Source organism: Mesorhizobium sp. L48C026A00, assembly GCF_000502375.1.
Classification (GTDB): Bacteria; Pseudomonadota; Alphaproteobacteria; order Rhizobiales; family Rhizobiaceae; genus Mesorhizobium; species Mesorhizobium muleiense.
On record NZ_AYWU01000001.1, the window covers coordinates 195,217 to 208,776 of the forward strand.

The following is a 13,560-nucleotide window of genomic DNA, read 5'->3' on the forward strand; positions in this document are numbered from 1 at the left end:
GGTTTCCCAAATCAAGTGTCGATGTGCTTGGGAAGGCGCTGGTTAGGCTACAGCGCTTTCAAAAGCGTTCGGCGTGGTGTTCTTGAGGTACTCGAGCGCGACCTTGGCCTTGGCCACAAGGGCGGCAAATGCCTGCGGCTCGTGGATGGCCATGTCCGACAGGACCTTGCGATCGATCTCAATGCCGGCCTTGTTGAGACCGTCGATGAACCGGCCATAGGTCAGGCCATGCTCGTGGGTCGCGGCATTGATGCGCTGGATCCACAGAGCGCGGAACGAACGCTTACGGTTCTTGCGGTCGCGGTAGGCATACTGCAGCGACTTTTCCACCGCCTGCTTGGCGATGCGAATGGTGTTCTTGCGGCGGCCGTAGAAACCCTTGGCGGCTTTCAGGACCTTTTTGTGCTTGGCGTGCGAGGTGACGCCTCTTTTTACGCGTGCCATGTCATGATCTCCTTAAAACTTGTCCAGACCGAATGCCTTAGAGGCCGTTCGGCAGAAAATTCTTGATGACCTTCTTGCCATCCGGTTCAGCCAGAACCATCGTGCCGCGGGCATTTCGAATGAACTTGTTGGAACGCTTGATCATGCCGTGACGCTTGCCGGCCGCAGCCGACAGGACTTTACCCGTACCTGTGATCTTGAACCGCTTCTTGGCGGCTGACTTGGTCTTCATCTTGGGCATTTTGCTACTCCGTTTATGTGCGCATCATCGCGCTTTTTGTTCGCTTCAGGCCGACCAAAGCCCGAAAAGCAAATGAAACCGCCACGGCATGCCCTGCCGGGCGGTTTTTGGGAACGGCGGTGCTATACGTCAAAGCGGGCCGGCGTGCAACACCCTGTGCCGACACACCCTTTGCCGACACACAATGGGCCTATGGGAAACGGAACAGCACCGGCAGTATGCCCGATTGCTGGGCGGCGTCGATCGATTCGAAAAACGGCATGGCGACGAGGAACACCAGTCCGTCCAGCAGCGTCGTCCTCAGCAGGCGCGGCTTGAAGCTGCCGGTGTCGCCTTCCTGATACAGCGAAAGCTTCGGGAAAAAGCGCGGCACTCGCGCCATATAGGCCTGGAATGGCGTTCCGAAGGCCTCCTTCAGGAACGTCTCTTCGCGCTGGATGACGACATGAAAGGCGGCGGCGCAAATCACCGCGAAGCCGATCGCCGCAGTGATCGAGCCCATCTGTGCGCCGACGCCGGCGGCAGCTATCGAGGAGAAGACATAGAGCGGATTGCGGGTGATCGAATAGGGTCCGCCGGTAACCACCTCGGAGGATTTGCGTCCGCCGATATAGAGCGTCGACCACAAGCGCCCGACAATACCGAGAAAGATCAGCAGGACGCCGACCATTTCGATCGTTTCGTGCGGCACGCTTTCGGGAGGAAAAGCAGACTGGCCAAACAGCAGCGCTGCGAACATGACGACCACGAGGGCGGCAAGCACCATCCTGCGCGCGTGCTGATACCTGCCCAACGCACGCCTGGCCTGCGCTTGTTCGGCCTGCGCAGATTTAACTTCATTGAGCATGTCGGGAATCCAATCGTCGAGGAACTTGCCGGCGATCGCGGCATCCGCAGCTCAATACAGCCAGAAGAGGACGGGAATTACACCGCTTTCCTGTCCGGACTCGATGAGTTCGAAAAACGGTACGGAAGCCACGAACATCAAGCCGTCGCGCAGCGTGTGATTAAAAATGCGCGGTGTAAAGGTGACCTCGGCCTGATCGCGATAAAGCCGGGGATTGGGAAAAAACCGCGGCACCCGTGCGATGTAGTCCTTGTACGGCGCCCCGAGCACGGTCGTCAAATGCCGTTCCTCGCGCAGCGTGACGATGTAGAATGCGGCGGCGCACAAAACCGCCGACGCCACCGAGACGATCACGCTGCCGGTCTGGGCGCCGATGCCGGCGGCCCCTATGGTGGAGAAAAAATACAGCGGGTTGCGCATTACCGAATATGGGCCGGTAGCAACCAGTTCGGCCGACTTGCGGCCGCCGATATAGAGGATCGACCAGAGCCGGCCGCCGATCCCGATCAGTATCAGGGCGATGCCGTACTGCCCCTCTATGCGTTCGTGGCCTAGTTCATCGTGCGTGGAGCCGCCGAAGATCAGCAAAGCGCAAAAAGCACCGATCAGCAGCGCCAGCAGGACGCGCCGGCGCCGCTGATAGCGGCCCATTTCGTCGAACGATCTTTCAATCGGGGAACGTGCCGCAGCGGCCATGGACAATCCTTTCGCCGCGAGGACCGGCAACCTGAATCCTTGTCGATGCAACTTGCGGAGAAATCATGGCGAAGACAAAAACAAACAAAAGGCCGCCGAAGCGGCCTTTGCTTTGACGGGACCGCTTTAGCGGAATCGCCTAGCGGGGCGCCAGCACCATCATCATCTGGCGGCCTTCGAGCTTCGGTTCGGCTTCGACCTTGGCGATCGGTGCAACTTCCTCGCGAACCTTGTTCAAAAGCTGCATGCCGAGTTCCATATGCGCCATCTCGCGGCCGCGAAAGCGCAATGTCAGCTTGACCTTGTCACCTTCCTCGAAAAACCGCCGGACCGCTTTCATCTTGGTCTCGTAGTCATGGCTGTCGATGTTCGGGCGCATCTTGATCTCTTTGATCTCGATGACCTTCTGGTTCTTGCGCGCCTCGGCCGCCTTCTTCTGGTTGGCGTATTTCAGCTTGCCGAGATCGAGAATTTTTACGACGGGCGGCACTGCGTTGGGCGATATCTCGACCAGATCGAGCCCAGCCTCTTCGGCGAGCAGCAATGCGTCGTTGATGGAGACATCGCCATGGTTGTGGCCTTCGGCGTCGATAAGCTGGACCCGGGGAACCCGGATGTCACGGTTGGAGCGCGGGCCCTCCTTGGTGGGCGCCGTTGCTTTGAAAGGTCTGCGAATGGTCGTGGTCTCCTTGAGCCGTTTCGTTCGGGGTTTTCAATTCAGAATTGCGAACGCGCCAATGTGGTGAGCGCGCGGCCGGAGTCAATAGCACAGCGCTCACAGGAAATCACCTGTTCCCTGACTTCTGCCTGCACCAAACGAAGAAAGTTGCCGAGCACTTTTCGTTGAACCGTCCGCTGTGTCAAAAGACCTGCGTGAGGAGTGAGCAATGACCGCACCGGTTTTTCTCGACGTCGACGGAACCAGCATCGCTGTCAGGCGCGCTGCGGGTGCCGAGCCAGGCATTGTCTGGCTCGGCGGCTACAAGTCGGACATGCTGGGCACCAAGGCCGAGAAGCTGGCGGAATGGGCGAGCGGGCAAGGCCGGGCTTTCCTACGCCACGACTATTCCGGTCACGGCGAATCGGGCGGCGCCGTTGCGGACGGCACCGTCTCGAACTGGCTTTCGCAAAGTCTCGCCGTCTTCAATCATTTCACGCAAGGCAGGCAAATCCTGGTCGGCTCCTCGATGGGCGCATGGATCGCGCTGCGCATGGTCCAGGAATTGCGCCAGGAATTGCACACGCCAGGCGAGAACCGCATCGCCGGTCTGGTGCTTCTAGCGCCGGCGCCGGATTTCACCGCCGAGTTGGTCGAGCCGGCGCTGACCAAAGCGCAGAAGCGCGATCTTGCCAAGAAAGGTTTTTTCGAGGAGCCGTCGGACTATTCGGCCGAGCCTTACATCTACACCCGAGCGCTGATCGAGGACGGCCGCAACAACCGGGTGCTGACCGGGCCGATCGACACCCACTGCCCCGTCCACATATTGCAAGGGCTGGCCGATGCCGACGTGCCGCCGAGCCATGCGCTGAAACTGGTCGGCCTGCTGCCGGCCGACGACGTCACGCTGTCGCTGATCCCCGACGGCGACCATCGCCTGTCGCGGCCTCAGGATCTCGACATGCTGGTGCGGGCGGTCAATGCCATCGTGCGGCAGGCAGGCTAGGACATGCGCATTTCCATTCCGGTATCCGCCTTCGTTGCAGCGATTGTCGGCTTCGGCGGCACGTTGGCCATCGTCATCGCCGCCGCCAAGGCAGTCGGCGCGACGCAAGTCGAAACCGCGAGCTGGGTGACGGCGATCTGCCTCGCGATGGCGATCGAGAGCCTGTGGCTGTCGTGGCGCACCAGGATGCCGGTCATCGCCGCATGGTCGACGCCGGGGGTGGCGCTGATCGCGGCATCGAGTGGCTTTTCGATCAACGAGGCCGTCGGCGCCTTCATCGTCACCGGGATTTTGCTGATTGCCACCGGCCTGTTCAGGCCCTTGACCAAGCTGATCGCCAGGATACCGGCCTCGGTCGCGTCGGGGATGCTCGCCGGCATCGTCGTCACCTTCGCCGTCAATGCGGTGAAGGCGATTCCCGTCGACCCGTGGCTGATCCTGCCGCTGATCGCCGCCTTCTTTGTCATCCGCCTGTTCAATCCGGCGCTCTCGGTGCTGGCGGTGCTGATCGGCGGCGGCGCTGCCGCGTTCCTCACCGGCCGGGTCGGTGGTCTGCCGACCCCGGAACTTTCGACATTGACGCTGATTGCGCCGCAGTTCACCGTCACAGCGATCATCGGCCTGGCGCTGCCGCTTTATCTCGTCACCATGGCCTCGCAGAACCTGTCCGGCCTCGCCGTGCTGAGGGCGGCGGGCTACCACCCGGAACCCGGCCCGCTGATCGGCGTCACCGGCCTGCTTTCGTTGCTGTCGGCGCCATTCGGGGCCTCGACCACCAACCTGGCGGCGATCTCGGCGGCGATCTGCACCGGCCCCGACGTGCATCCCGATCCGGGCGAGCGCTGGAAGACCGGTCCCTTCTACGCGCTTGCCTACCTCGTCTTCGCCATTTTCGGCGCCTCGCTGGTGGCGATCTTTGCCGTGCTGCCGCAGAGCCTGATCGTGCTTGTCGCCGGACTGGCGCTGATGGCGCCGCTCGCCAACGCGCTGTCGATCGCCTTGAAGGAAGACGGCGAACGCATGGCCGCTACCGTCACCTTTGCCGTCACCGCCTCGGGGCTGACGCTATTCGGCGTCGGTGCGGCGTTCTGGGGCCTGATTGCGGGCCTGGTCGTCCTTTTCCTTGAAACGCTCAAAAAGCGATAATCATTTCAAACGCTTGTCCGGTTTTGGCCGACACTGTCTTGAATCGCCGTTTTTCTCATCCCATTTCGATTCCACGCAGCCGGGATTGGCTGTCTCCAACTGAAGGATTGGGAGAAAATGAACACATCTGCATTGATCCGTCCGGCCTGGACGCCGGCGACCATCGCTCTGATGGTGATCGGTTTTATGGTGTTCTGGCCGCTCGGCCTCGCCATGCTCGCCTACATCATTTGGGGCGACCGGCTTGACGGCTTCAAGCGCGACGTCAACCGCGCGACCGACGGCATCTTCGCCGGCTGCCGCCGCGGTTCCGACAAAGCGGCGCGCTGGGGCCACGGCTCTGCCCGCACCGGCAACGTCGCTTTCGACGACTGGCGCGAAAAAGAACTCGAGCGGCTCAATGAAGAGCGCCGCAAGCTCGACGAGATGCTGAGCGAGTTCGACGAATACGCCAGGGAATTGCGTCGCGCCAAGGACCAGGAAGAGTTCGACCGCTTCATGGCGAACCGCAACAAGTCGACGTCGCCCACAACCGGCGGGCCCACAACCGGCGGTGGCAAATCCACGCCAGGCCTGCTTGACGAGTAAGGCACTTGCCTCGACATAAATAATAATCAAAAACGGCGTCGCGTCAGCGGCGCCGTTTCTTTTTTGTTCTATTCGTTTTCCTCGAATCACGTATCGTCCTGGCCATGTCATTCGGCTTCTTCCGCAACCTGACCAAACCCAGGCCCGCCCCCGTCGTGGAGCGGGAGCATTGTGTTGCCGGCCGCACGCTGCCGCTCAAGATCGTCGAGAGCGACCGGGCGCGGCGATTGACGCTGCGCATCGATTCCGGTGGCCGGGGCCTACGCATCACCGTGCCACCGGGCCTGCGGCGAGGCGAGGTGGAAAAATTCCTTGACCGCCATCAGGACTGGCTGGAGCAGCGGCTGGCCAAAGTGCCCAACCGGCCGCAGGTGCGGCCCGGTATCAAAATTCCGNCATCAGGACTGGCTGGAGCAGCGGCTGGCCAAAGTGCCCAACCGGCCGCAGGTGCGGCCCGGTATCAAAATTCCGGTGCGCGGCGTGCCGCATCGCATCGTTCATGAGCCCTCGAAACGCGGTACCGTCACGCTGTCGTGCGACGAACGCGGTCCGCTGATGATCGTGCATGGCGAGCGCGTGCACCTGCCGCGCCGCATCGCCGATTTCCTCAAGCGCGAGGCCAAGCGCGAGATCGAGCGGTTGGTGGTCAGGCACACTGGGACGATCGGCAAGCGCGCCAAGGCAATCCGCTTCAAGGACACGTCGAGCCGCTGGGGGTCATGCACGTCGGACGGCAACCTGTCGTTCTCCTGGCGCATCATGATGGCGCCGCGACCGGTCATAAACTATCTCGTCGCGCATGAGGTGGCGCATCTCAAGGAGATGAACCACGGCCCGAAATTCTGGAAGCTGTGCGAGCAGCTCTGCCCCGACACCGAGCGCTGCAAGGACTGGCTCAAGCGCAATGGCGGCGCGCTACAAGCGATCATGTTCGAATAGATCGCCCGGTCAATCATCATTCGCCGCGTTCAACTCCTCTGGGCGCAGCCCCTCGTCGGTATGGCGCGGCCATGGCAGGAAGTCCTTCTTGAAGGCGTTGCTGCCGAAATAGTCGAGCGCGCGGTGTGCCTCGGCGCCGTTGAAGGCGGCCTTGTCCATCAGATGGGCGATGACCTCGCGAGCCTGCGCGACTTTTTGCCTGAGTTGGGCGACGGTATCGTCTGCCATGCTTGTTTGCTCCCGTCGGTATTATCTTTAGTAAGTAGCCCGTTCCGCTCTCTTGTCTTAGGAAGGTAGCGCGTTCCGCGCCGGTGGCAAACATGCGCTTTTTCTCGACTCTTTTGCCGTTTCGTGCCAATCCCCGCGTCATGGCGCTCGACATCAAGATATGCGGACTGAAGACCGACAAGGCATTGGCTGCGGCATTGGCCGGCGGCGCCAGTCATGTCGGCTTTATTTTCTTTGCCAAAAGCCCGCGCTATGTCGAGCCGGCGGAAGCCGGCCGCTTGCGCGAAGCGGCAATCGGCAAGGCCAGGGCGGTTGCCGTGACAGTCGACGCCGGCGATGCGTTTCTGGATGAAATCGTCGAAAAAATGCAGCCCAACATGCTGCAGCTGCATGGCTCGGAAACGCCGGAGCGGGTGGCCGAGATCAAGGCCCGCTATGGCCTGCCGGTGATGAAGGCGCTGCCGGTCAGCAAGGCTGCCGACCTGGAGCGGACAAGACCGTTCGTCGGCATTGCCGACCGTTTCCTGTTCGACGCCAAGCCGCCGAAGGGTTCGCAACTGCCGGGCGGCAACGGCGTTGCCTTCGACTGGCGCGTTCTGGCCGGCCTTGACGCAGGCGTCGATTACATGCTTTCCGGTGGGCTCAACGCCGCCAACATCGGCGATGCCTTTCGGCTTGCCAACCCGCCCGGACTAGACATTTCCTCGGGCGTGGAAAGCGCGCCGGGCGTCAAGGATCCGGCGCTGATCGAACAGTTTTTCCGGGCCGTCAGGGCAGCACACGCCAACCGCGCCGCCTGACCGTGCTTCAAACCACAAGCTAGGAGATCGGCGATGAACAAGCCGGCGATACCCAATTCCTTCCGCACCGGACCCGATGAGCAGGGCATGTTCGGCATCTTCGGCGGTCGTTTCGTTGCCGAAACGTTGATGCCGCTGATCCTCGACCTTGAACGGCACTGGAACGAGGTCAAGGACGGTGCGGATTTCAAGGCCGAACTGACTGACCTTTCGACCCACTATGCCGGGCGGCCGTCGAAGCTTTATTTCGCCGAAGGTCTGACCAGGCATCTTCGCGAGGCTTCCGCGGCGAAAGGCGTTGGGGGCGGCGCAAAGGTCTATTTCAAGCGCGAGGATCTGAACCACACCGGCTCGCACAAGATCAACAACTGCCTCGGCCAGATCCTGCTAGCCAAGCGCATGGGCAAGAAGCGCATCATCGCCGAGACCGGCGCCGGCCAGCACGGCGTGGCGTCGGCCACCGTGGCGGCGCGTTTCGGCTTTCCGTGCGTCGTCTATATGGGCGCCACCGACGTCGCCCGGCAAAGCCCGAACGTCTTCCGCATGAAGCTGCTCGGCGCCGAGGTGCGGCCGGTGACTGCCGGCCACGGCACGTTGAAGGACGCCATGAACGAAGCTCTTCGGGATTGGGTGACCAATGTCGAGGACACCTACTACCTGATCGGCACCGCCGCCGGCCCGCACCCCTATCCGGAGCTGGTGCGCGACTTCCAGTCGGTGATCGGCATCGAGGCGCGCGCCCAGATCCTCGAGCAGGAAGGCCGGCTGCCGGACACCATCATCGCCGCCGTCGGCGGCGGCTCCAACGCCATCGGCCTTTTTCACCCGTTCCTCGACGACCGCAGCGTAAAGATCATCGGCATCGAGGCCGGTGGCCGCGGCCTCGACGGCATCGAGCATTGCGCCTCAATGAACGCCGGCGCGCCCGGCGTGCTGCACGGCAACCGCACCTATCTCCTGCAGAACGCCGACGGGCAGATCATGGACGGGCATTCGATTTCGGCCGGCCTCGACTATCCCGGCGTCGGGCCGGAGCATTCCTGGCTGCGCGACAGTGGCCGCGTCGACTATGTGCCTGTTCTCGACGACGAGGCGCTGGAGGCGTTTCAGTTGACGACACGCGTCGAAGGCATCATTCCGGCGCTCGAATCCGCCCATGCCATCGCGCATGCGGTGAAGATCGTGCCCGCCATGGACAAGGACCAGATCGTCATCGTCAACCTGTCCGGCCGCGGCGACAAGGACGTGCATACGGTGGCCAATATGCTGGGCATGGAGATCTGATCATGACCACCCGCATCGACCGCCGTATGGCCAAACTGAAGGCCGAAGGGCGCCCGGCACTCGTCACCTATTTCATGGGCGGCGACCCGGACTACGACACCTCCCTGTCGATCATGAAGGCGCTGCCCGGCGCCGGCAGCGACATCATCGAGCTCGGCATGCCGTTTTCCGATCCGATGGCCGACGGCCCGGCGATCCAGGCGGCCGGCCTGCGCGCGCTGAAAGGCGGGCAGACGCTGGTCAAGACGCTGAAGATGGCTTCGGAATTTCGTGCCACCGACAATGAAACGCCGATCGTTTTGATGGGCTACTACAATCCGATCTACATCCACGGCGTCGACCGCTTCCTCGGGGATGCGCTGGCCAGCGGCATAGACGGGCTGATCGTCGTCGACCTGCCGCCGGAAATGGATGAGGAGCTTTGCATTCCAGCGCTGAGGGCCGGCATCAATTTCATCCGGCTGGCGACGCCGACCACCGACGACAAGCGCCTGCCCAAGGTGCTGCAGAACACCTCCGGCTTCGTCTATTACGTGTCGATGACCGGCATCACCGGCTCAGCACTTGCCGACACCGGCAAGGTGGCGGCGGCGGTCGGGCGCATCAAGGGCCATACCGACCTGCCGGTCTGCGTCGGCTTCGGCGTCAAGACCGCCGAGCAGGCGCGTATCATCGGAGCGTCGGCCGACGGCGTCGTCGTCGGCACTGCGATCGTCAATGCGGTCGCCAATGTTCTGGGGCCGAAGGGCGAAAAGACCGCCGACCCGGCCGAGGCGGTCGCCACGCTGGTCAGCGGGCTTTCGCAAGGCGTGCGCGCGGCCCGCCTTGCTGCCGCCGAATAGTCTTGATCTTCTGGTTGACCATGATCTCCACCGAAAACCGGTTTCCACTTTTCGGGATCATGGTCTAACTCTTCGTCAGGACAGGAGCCGAAGCGATGAACTGGATCACCAACTACGTTCGACCGAAGATCAATTCGATGCTCGGCCGGCGCACCGACATGCCTGAAAACCTCTGGATCAAGGATCCGGAGACCGGCGAGATGGTCTTCCACAAGGATCTGGAGCAGAACCAGTTCGTCATCCCGTCCTCCGGCCATCACATGAAGATCTCGGCCAGGGAGCGGCTGAGATTCTTCATGGACGACGGCAAGTACGAGATGCTCGAAAACCCCAAGGTGGTGCAGGATCCGCTGAAATTCCGCGACGAGAAGCGCTACACCGACCGGCTGAAGGACGCCAAGGCCAAGACCGGGCTGGAGGACGCGATCATCAATGCGCTGGGCACCGTCGAAGGCCTGCCGGTGGTGGTGACCGTGCAGGACTTCGCCTTCATGGGCGGCTCGCTTGGCATGGCCGCCGGCGACGCCATCGTTCGTGGCTTCGAGGTCGCAGTGCAACGCAAGCGGCCGCTGATCCTGTTCGCGGCCTCCGGCGGCGCCCGCATGCAGGAGGGCATCCTGTCGCTCATGCAATTGCCGAGAACCACGATCGGCGTCGATCGGCTGAAGGAAGCCGGTCTTCCCTATATCGTCGTTCTGACCAATCCGACTACCGGCGGCGTCACTGCCTCCTACGCCATGCTGGGCGACGTGCACATCGCCGAGCCCGGCGCGCTGATCGGCTTTGCCGGGCCGCGCGTCATCGAGCAGACGATCAGGGAAAAGCTGCCCGACGGCTTCCAGCGCTCCGAGTATCTGATGGAGCATGGCATGGTCGACATGGTGGTGTCGCGGCTGGAGATGCGCCAGACGATCGCACGGCTCCTGAAAATGCTGCTCAAGCTGCCGGAAGAAGAAAAGCCGCTGGAACCGGAAATCCTGCCGCCGGTGGCGGTCCCGGCGGAAGCACGCCCGCAAGCCTGACGCGACATCCGTCGTCGCGAACCGCGATTGCGCGCCATCTGTGGCGCTGTAGCATCTTGATTCACGCATGATTCCTTTCCGAAAATCGATTTCGATTTTTCGGGGTCATGCGCTAGGATTCTCCCATGAGCACGCTTGCCGCCGACCGCGAAATCGAAAGCCTGATGTCGCTTCATCCGAAGGGCTTTGATCTTTCGCTCGACCGTATTTCGCGGCTGCTGGAGCGGCTTGGCAATCCGCAGGACCATCTGCCGCCGGTCATCCACATCGCCGGCACCAACGGCAAGGGCTCCTGCGCCGCGTTTTCGCGGGCGCTGCTCGAAGCGGCCGGCCACCGCGTCCATGTCCACACATCGCCACATCTGGTGAACTGGCATGAGCGCTACCGGCTGGCCGCCGACGGCGGCGGCAGGCTGGTCGAGGACGAGGTCTTCGCCGATGCCATCGCCCGCGTCGCCAAGGCCAATGAAGGCCAGAAGATCACCGTCTTCGAGATCCTCACCGCCGTCACCTTCCTGCTGTTTTCCGAACATCCGGCAGATGCCGTCATCATCGAGGTCGGCCTTGGCGGCCGCTTTGATGCCACCAATGTCATCACCGAGCCGGCGGTGTCGGTGATCATGCCGGTCTCGCTCGACCACGAATCCTTTCTCGGCGACCGTGTCGAACTGATCGCAGCCGAAAAGGCCGGCATCATCAAGAGCGGTTGCCCGGTGGTCATTGGCGCGCAGGAAAGCGAAACGGCGCTTCAGGTGCTTATCGAAACCGCCGAGCGGCTCGACTGTCCCGCCTTCGTCTATGGCCAGGATTTCCTCGCCTTCGAGGAAAACGGCCGGATGGTCTATCAGGACGAAGACGGGCTGATGGACCTGTCGCCACCGCGCCTGCCAGGGCGCCACCAGTTCGCCAATGCGGCGGCGGCGATTGCGGCGGTCAAGTCGGCAGGTTTCGAGATCAGCCATCGCGTCGCCGACAAGGCGATGGCCAATGTCACCTGGCCGGGGCGGATGCAGAAATTGCCGCAAGGCAGGCTGACGGAACTGGCGCCAAAGGGCGCCGACATCTGGCTCGACGGCGGCCACAATCCCGGCGCCGGCGTGGTCGTTGCCGAGGCATTGGCCGAGCAGGAGGAAAAAAACCCGCGGCCGCTGTTCTTGATTTGCGGCATGATCAACACCAAGGACCAGAGCGGCTATTTCCGCGCCTTCAAGGGCCTGGTGCGGCATGTCTACACGGTGCCGGTGAGCCTCAGCGAGGCCAGTGTGCCGAATGACGAACTGGCGATCCGCGCCGTCGAAGCCGGCCTGTCGGCCGAACCGGTGAGCTCCGTCGCCAATGCGCTGATGCTGCTGCGCGACACATGGGACGGACCGCCACCGCGCATCCTGATCAGCGGCTCGCTCTATCTGGCCGGCGCGGTGCTGGCCGAAAACGGCACGCCGCCGGTTTGAGCGGCCGTTCATCAGACCACGATGACCTGACTTTGTCAGATCATCGCGAGGAGCCAGTCATGATCACGGTAAAGCAGCTCGCTCACGTTTGCATCTTCGCGGATGATCTCGAAGTGACGCGAAGCTTCTATCGGGACGTCCTCGGCATGGACATCCAGTTCAACTTCCTGCGCGACGGCAAGATTTTCGGTTTTTACCTCAATTGCGGCAGCCGCAGCCACGTCGAGGTGTTCCAGAAAGACGGGGCCAGCTATAGCGACTTGAACCAGATCAACCACTTCTGCCTTGAAGTGGAAAACCTTGACGCCGCGATCGCCCACGTAAGAGCGAAAGGCGTTGAAGTCACGTCAAAGAAACACGCATGCGATGATACCTACCAGGCGTGGATTCGCGATCCTAACAACGTGAAGATAGAACTGTTTGAGTACACAGAGAAAAGTGCGCAGTTCGTCGGAGGCGATCGTATCGCGGATTGGTGATCGCCTCACGCCTATGGCGGAGACGGCCTCGGTGGGGACTACTTCAGCTCAATCTCGATGAAGGCATACTCGCCCTCATTGGCATTGATGACGTCATGCTCCACGCCCTCCTTGCGGAAATAGGGCGCCCCCTTCTTCATTTCGGCGAAGGATTCGCCGTCCTTGGTCAGGAGCTTGAGCTTGCCGTCCATCAGCGGCACGACGACATAATCATGGCCATGGCGGTGCCAGCCGGTATTGTCGCCCGGCGCGAAGCGGTATTCGGTGACGATGACGCGCTCATTGTCGATGAAGACGGTGGCCTTGGCGGATCCGGTCATGTCGTTCTCCTGCTTTAAGCCAGACAAGAACATGGGCCGGCAAGTGGCGAGTGCCACGGCGGACCAGCCGCATGACCCAGAAAATCCGAGCCGATCTTCGGTCAGATCAAGTGCTGCAGCGTCCTTCGCGCGTCCAGGGGGAGGCGCGGCACATTAGATGACGCAGCAAAAAGCCCGGCGCGAGGGCCGGGCTTGTCTGCGGATTTCCGCCGGATCAGGCGAGATTGCCGTTGATCCAGTGCGACAGCGCCGTCTTCGGCGCGGCGCCGACCTTCATGTCGGCCATTTCGCCGCCCTTGAAGATCATCAGCGTCGGGATCGAGCGCACGCCGAACTGCGCGGCCAGCTCGGGATTGTCGTCGATGTTGAGCTTGGCGATCTTGACCTTGCCGCCGAGTTCGATGGCGATGTCTTCCAGCGCCGGCGCGATCATCTTGCACGGGCCGCACCATTCCGCCCAGAAATCGACGACGACCGGTTCCTTGGCGTCAAGCACATCGGTCTGGAAATTGCTCTTGTCGACCTTGACGGTGGCCATGCGAAAATCCTTTCGAGAGTTATTGTCGCAC

Annotated in this window: 17 protein-coding genes and 1 pseudogene; 10 read left to right on the forward strand and 8 right to left on the reverse strand. The window is 62.1% G+C overall.

What is annotated here, in order from left to right:
* Positions 1-42: 42 nt before the first annotated feature.
* The 5 genes from rplT to infC form a co-directional block, all read right to left on the reverse strand.
* Positions 43-444 (reverse strand): 50S ribosomal protein L20, encoded by a 402-nt coding sequence (rplT, locus tag X738_RS46465; RefSeq protein ID WP_023796882.1) that lies wholly within the window; start codon positions 442-444, stop codon positions 43-45.
* 37 nt (positions 445-481) lie between these two features.
* Positions 482-685: a 50S ribosomal protein L35 gene (gene rpmI / locus X738_RS46470; protein WP_006201248.1), complete on the reverse strand. Its 204-nt coding sequence runs from the start codon at positions 683-685 to the stop codon at positions 482-484.
* 190 nt (positions 686-875) lie between these two features.
* On the reverse strand, positions 876-1,532 hold the full coding sequence (locus X738_RS46475) for a methyltransferase family protein (protein WP_023796883.1): 657 nt from the start codon (positions 1,530-1,532) through the stop codon (positions 876-878).
* Positions 1,533-1,583: 51 nt separating this feature from the next.
* Positions 1,584-2,228, reverse strand: a complete 645-nt coding sequence (locus X738_RS46480; RefSeq protein WP_023796884.1) for a methyltransferase family protein — start codon at positions 2,226-2,228, stop codon at positions 1,584-1,586.
* A gap of 139 nt (positions 2,229-2,367) precedes the next feature.
* Complete coding sequence (gene infC / locus X738_RS46485) at positions 2,368-2,904, reverse strand: translation initiation factor IF-3 (RefSeq protein ID WP_077374810.1); 537 nt, start codon at positions 2,902-2,904, stop codon at positions 2,368-2,370.
* A 211-nt stretch (positions 2,905-3,115) separates the two neighbouring features.
* Here infC and X738_RS46490 point away from each other — a divergent pair, with 211 nt between their 5' ends.
* The 4 genes and pseudogenes from X738_RS46490 to X738_RS46505 all read left to right on the forward strand — a co-directional run bounded on the left by X738_RS46490 (position 3,116) and on the right by X738_RS46505 (position 6,565).
* A complete protein-coding gene (locus X738_RS46490; RefSeq protein ID WP_023796886.1) occupies positions 3,116-3,892 on the forward strand; it encodes an alpha/beta hydrolase in 777 nt (258 codons plus the stop codon).
* Positions 3,893-3,895: 3 nt separating this feature from the next.
* Positions 3,896-5,038: a benzoate/H(+) symporter BenE family transporter gene (locus X738_RS46495; protein WP_023796887.1), complete on the forward strand. Its 1,143-nt coding sequence runs from the start codon at positions 3,896-3,898 to the stop codon at positions 5,036-5,038.
* Between the two features lie 117 nt (positions 5,039-5,155).
* Positions 5,156-5,626, forward strand: coding sequence for a DUF2852 domain-containing protein (locus tag X738_RS46500; RefSeq protein ID WP_023796888.1), 471 nt, complete (start codon positions 5,156-5,158; stop codon positions 5,624-5,626).
* A 104-nt stretch (positions 5,627-5,730) separates the two neighbouring features.
* Positions 5,731-6,565 (forward strand): annotated as a pseudogene (locus tag X738_RS46505) (M48 family metallopeptidase).
* Positions 6,566-6,574: 9 nt separating this feature from the next.
* Here the strand turns inward: X738_RS46505 and X738_RS46510 are convergent.
* Complete coding sequence (locus X738_RS46510) at positions 6,575-6,793, reverse strand: hypothetical protein (protein ID WP_023796889.1); 219 nt, start codon at positions 6,791-6,793, stop codon at positions 6,575-6,577.
* A 140-nt stretch (positions 6,794-6,933) separates the two neighbouring features.
* Here X738_RS46510 and X738_RS46515 point away from each other — a divergent pair, with 140 nt between their 5' ends.
* From X738_RS46515 to X738_RS46540, 6 genes are all read left to right on the forward strand, one after another.
* Entirely contained in the window at positions 6,934-7,593 is a 660-nt protein-coding gene (locus X738_RS46515) for a phosphoribosylanthranilate isomerase (protein ID WP_023796890.1), read from the forward strand.
* A gap of 33 nt (positions 7,594-7,626) precedes the next feature.
* Entirely contained in the window at positions 7,627-8,877 is a 1,251-nt protein-coding gene (gene trpB / locus X738_RS46520) for a tryptophan synthase subunit beta (RefSeq protein WP_023796891.1), read from the forward strand.
* A 2-nt stretch (positions 8,878-8,879) separates the two neighbouring features.
* Positions 8,880-9,719, forward strand: a complete 840-nt coding sequence (gene trpA / locus X738_RS46525; RefSeq protein WP_023796892.1) for a tryptophan synthase subunit alpha — start codon at positions 8,880-8,882, stop codon at positions 9,717-9,719.
* Positions 9,720-9,814: 95 nt separating this feature from the next.
* Positions 9,815-10,741, forward strand: coding sequence for an acetyl-CoA carboxylase, carboxyltransferase subunit beta (gene accD / locus X738_RS46530; protein WP_023796893.1), 927 nt, complete (start codon positions 9,815-9,817; stop codon positions 10,739-10,741).
* A 125-nt stretch (positions 10,742-10,866) separates the two neighbouring features.
* Positions 10,867-12,192 (forward strand): bifunctional folylpolyglutamate synthase/dihydrofolate synthase, encoded by a 1,326-nt coding sequence (locus X738_RS46535; RefSeq protein ID WP_023796894.1) that lies wholly within the window; start codon positions 10,867-10,869, stop codon positions 12,190-12,192.
* A 59-nt stretch (positions 12,193-12,251) separates the two neighbouring features.
* Complete coding sequence (locus X738_RS46540) at positions 12,252-12,671, forward strand: VOC family protein (RefSeq protein ID WP_023796895.1); 420 nt, start codon at positions 12,252-12,254, stop codon at positions 12,669-12,671.
* 38 nt (positions 12,672-12,709) lie between these two features.
* On the opposite strand, the gene X738_RS46545 is transcribed toward X738_RS46540, so the two are convergent.
* Both X738_RS46545 and trxA read right to left on the reverse strand, forming a co-directional pair.
* Positions 12,710-12,991, reverse strand: a complete 282-nt coding sequence (locus X738_RS46545; protein WP_023796896.1) for a cupin domain-containing protein — start codon at positions 12,989-12,991, stop codon at positions 12,710-12,712.
* A 214-nt stretch (positions 12,992-13,205) separates the two neighbouring features.
* Positions 13,206-13,529: a thioredoxin gene (gene trxA, locus X738_RS46550; protein ID WP_023796897.1), complete on the reverse strand. Its 324-nt coding sequence runs from the start codon at positions 13,527-13,529 to the stop codon at positions 13,206-13,208.
* Positions 13,530-13,560 lie beyond the last annotated feature (31 nt).

What these genes read in the sequence shown, in the direction of transcription:
- rplT (WP_023796882.1), bottom strand. Translation starts at nt 444, where the DNA reads ATGGCACGCGTAAAAAGAGGCGTCACCTCGCACGCCAAGCACAAAAAG.
- X738_RS46545 (WP_023796896.1), bottom strand. Translation starts at nt 12,991, where the DNA reads ATGACCGGATCCGCCAAGGCCACCGTCTTCATCGACAATGAGCGCGTC.
- X738_RS46500 (WP_023796888.1), top strand. Translation starts at nt 5,156, where the DNA reads ATGAACACATCTGCATTGATCCGTCCGGCCTGGACGCCGGCGACCATC.
- X738_RS46490 (WP_023796886.1), top strand. Translation starts at nt 3,116, where the DNA reads ATGACCGCACCGGTTTTTCTCGACGTCGACGGAACCAGCATCGCTGTC.
- rpmI (WP_006201248.1), bottom strand. Translation starts at nt 685, where the DNA reads ATGCCCAAGATGAAGACCAAGTCAGCCGCCAAGAAGCGGTTCAAGATC.
- trpA (WP_023796892.1), top strand. Translation starts at nt 8,880, where the DNA reads ATGACCACCCGCATCGACCGCCGTATGGCCAAACTGAAGGCCGAAGGG.
- X738_RS46515 (WP_023796890.1), top strand. Translation starts at nt 6,934, where the DNA reads ATGGCGCTCGACATCAAGATATGCGGACTGAAGACCGACAAGGCATTG.
- X738_RS46495 (WP_023796887.1), top strand. Translation starts at nt 3,896, where the DNA reads ATGCGCATTTCCATTCCGGTATCCGCCTTCGTTGCAGCGATTGTCGGC.
- X738_RS46540 (WP_023796895.1), top strand. Translation starts at nt 12,252, where the DNA reads ATGATCACGGTAAAGCAGCTCGCTCACGTTTGCATCTTCGCGGATGAT.
- trxA (WP_023796897.1), bottom strand. Translation starts at nt 13,529, where the DNA reads ATGGCCACCGTCAAGGTCGACAAGAGCAATTTCCAGACCGATGTGCTT.
- X738_RS46475 (WP_023796883.1), bottom strand. Translation starts at nt 1,532, where the DNA reads ATGCTCAATGAAGTTAAATCTGCGCAGGCCGAACAAGCGCAGGCCAGG.
- accD (WP_023796893.1), top strand. Translation starts at nt 9,815, where the DNA reads ATGAACTGGATCACCAACTACGTTCGACCGAAGATCAATTCGATGCTC.
- X738_RS46480 (WP_023796884.1), bottom strand. Translation starts at nt 2,228, where the DNA reads ATGGCCGCTGCGGCACGTTCCCCGATTGAAAGATCGTTCGACGAAATG.
- X738_RS46535 (WP_023796894.1), top strand. Translation starts at nt 10,867, where the DNA reads ATGAGCACGCTTGCCGCCGACCGCGAAATCGAAAGCCTGATGTCGCTT.
- trpB (WP_023796891.1), top strand. Translation starts at nt 7,627, where the DNA reads ATGAACAAGCCGGCGATACCCAATTCCTTCCGCACCGGACCCGATGAG.
- X738_RS46510 (WP_023796889.1), bottom strand. Translation starts at nt 6,793, where the DNA reads ATGGCAGACGATACCGTCGCCCAACTCAGGCAAAAAGTCGCGCAGGCT.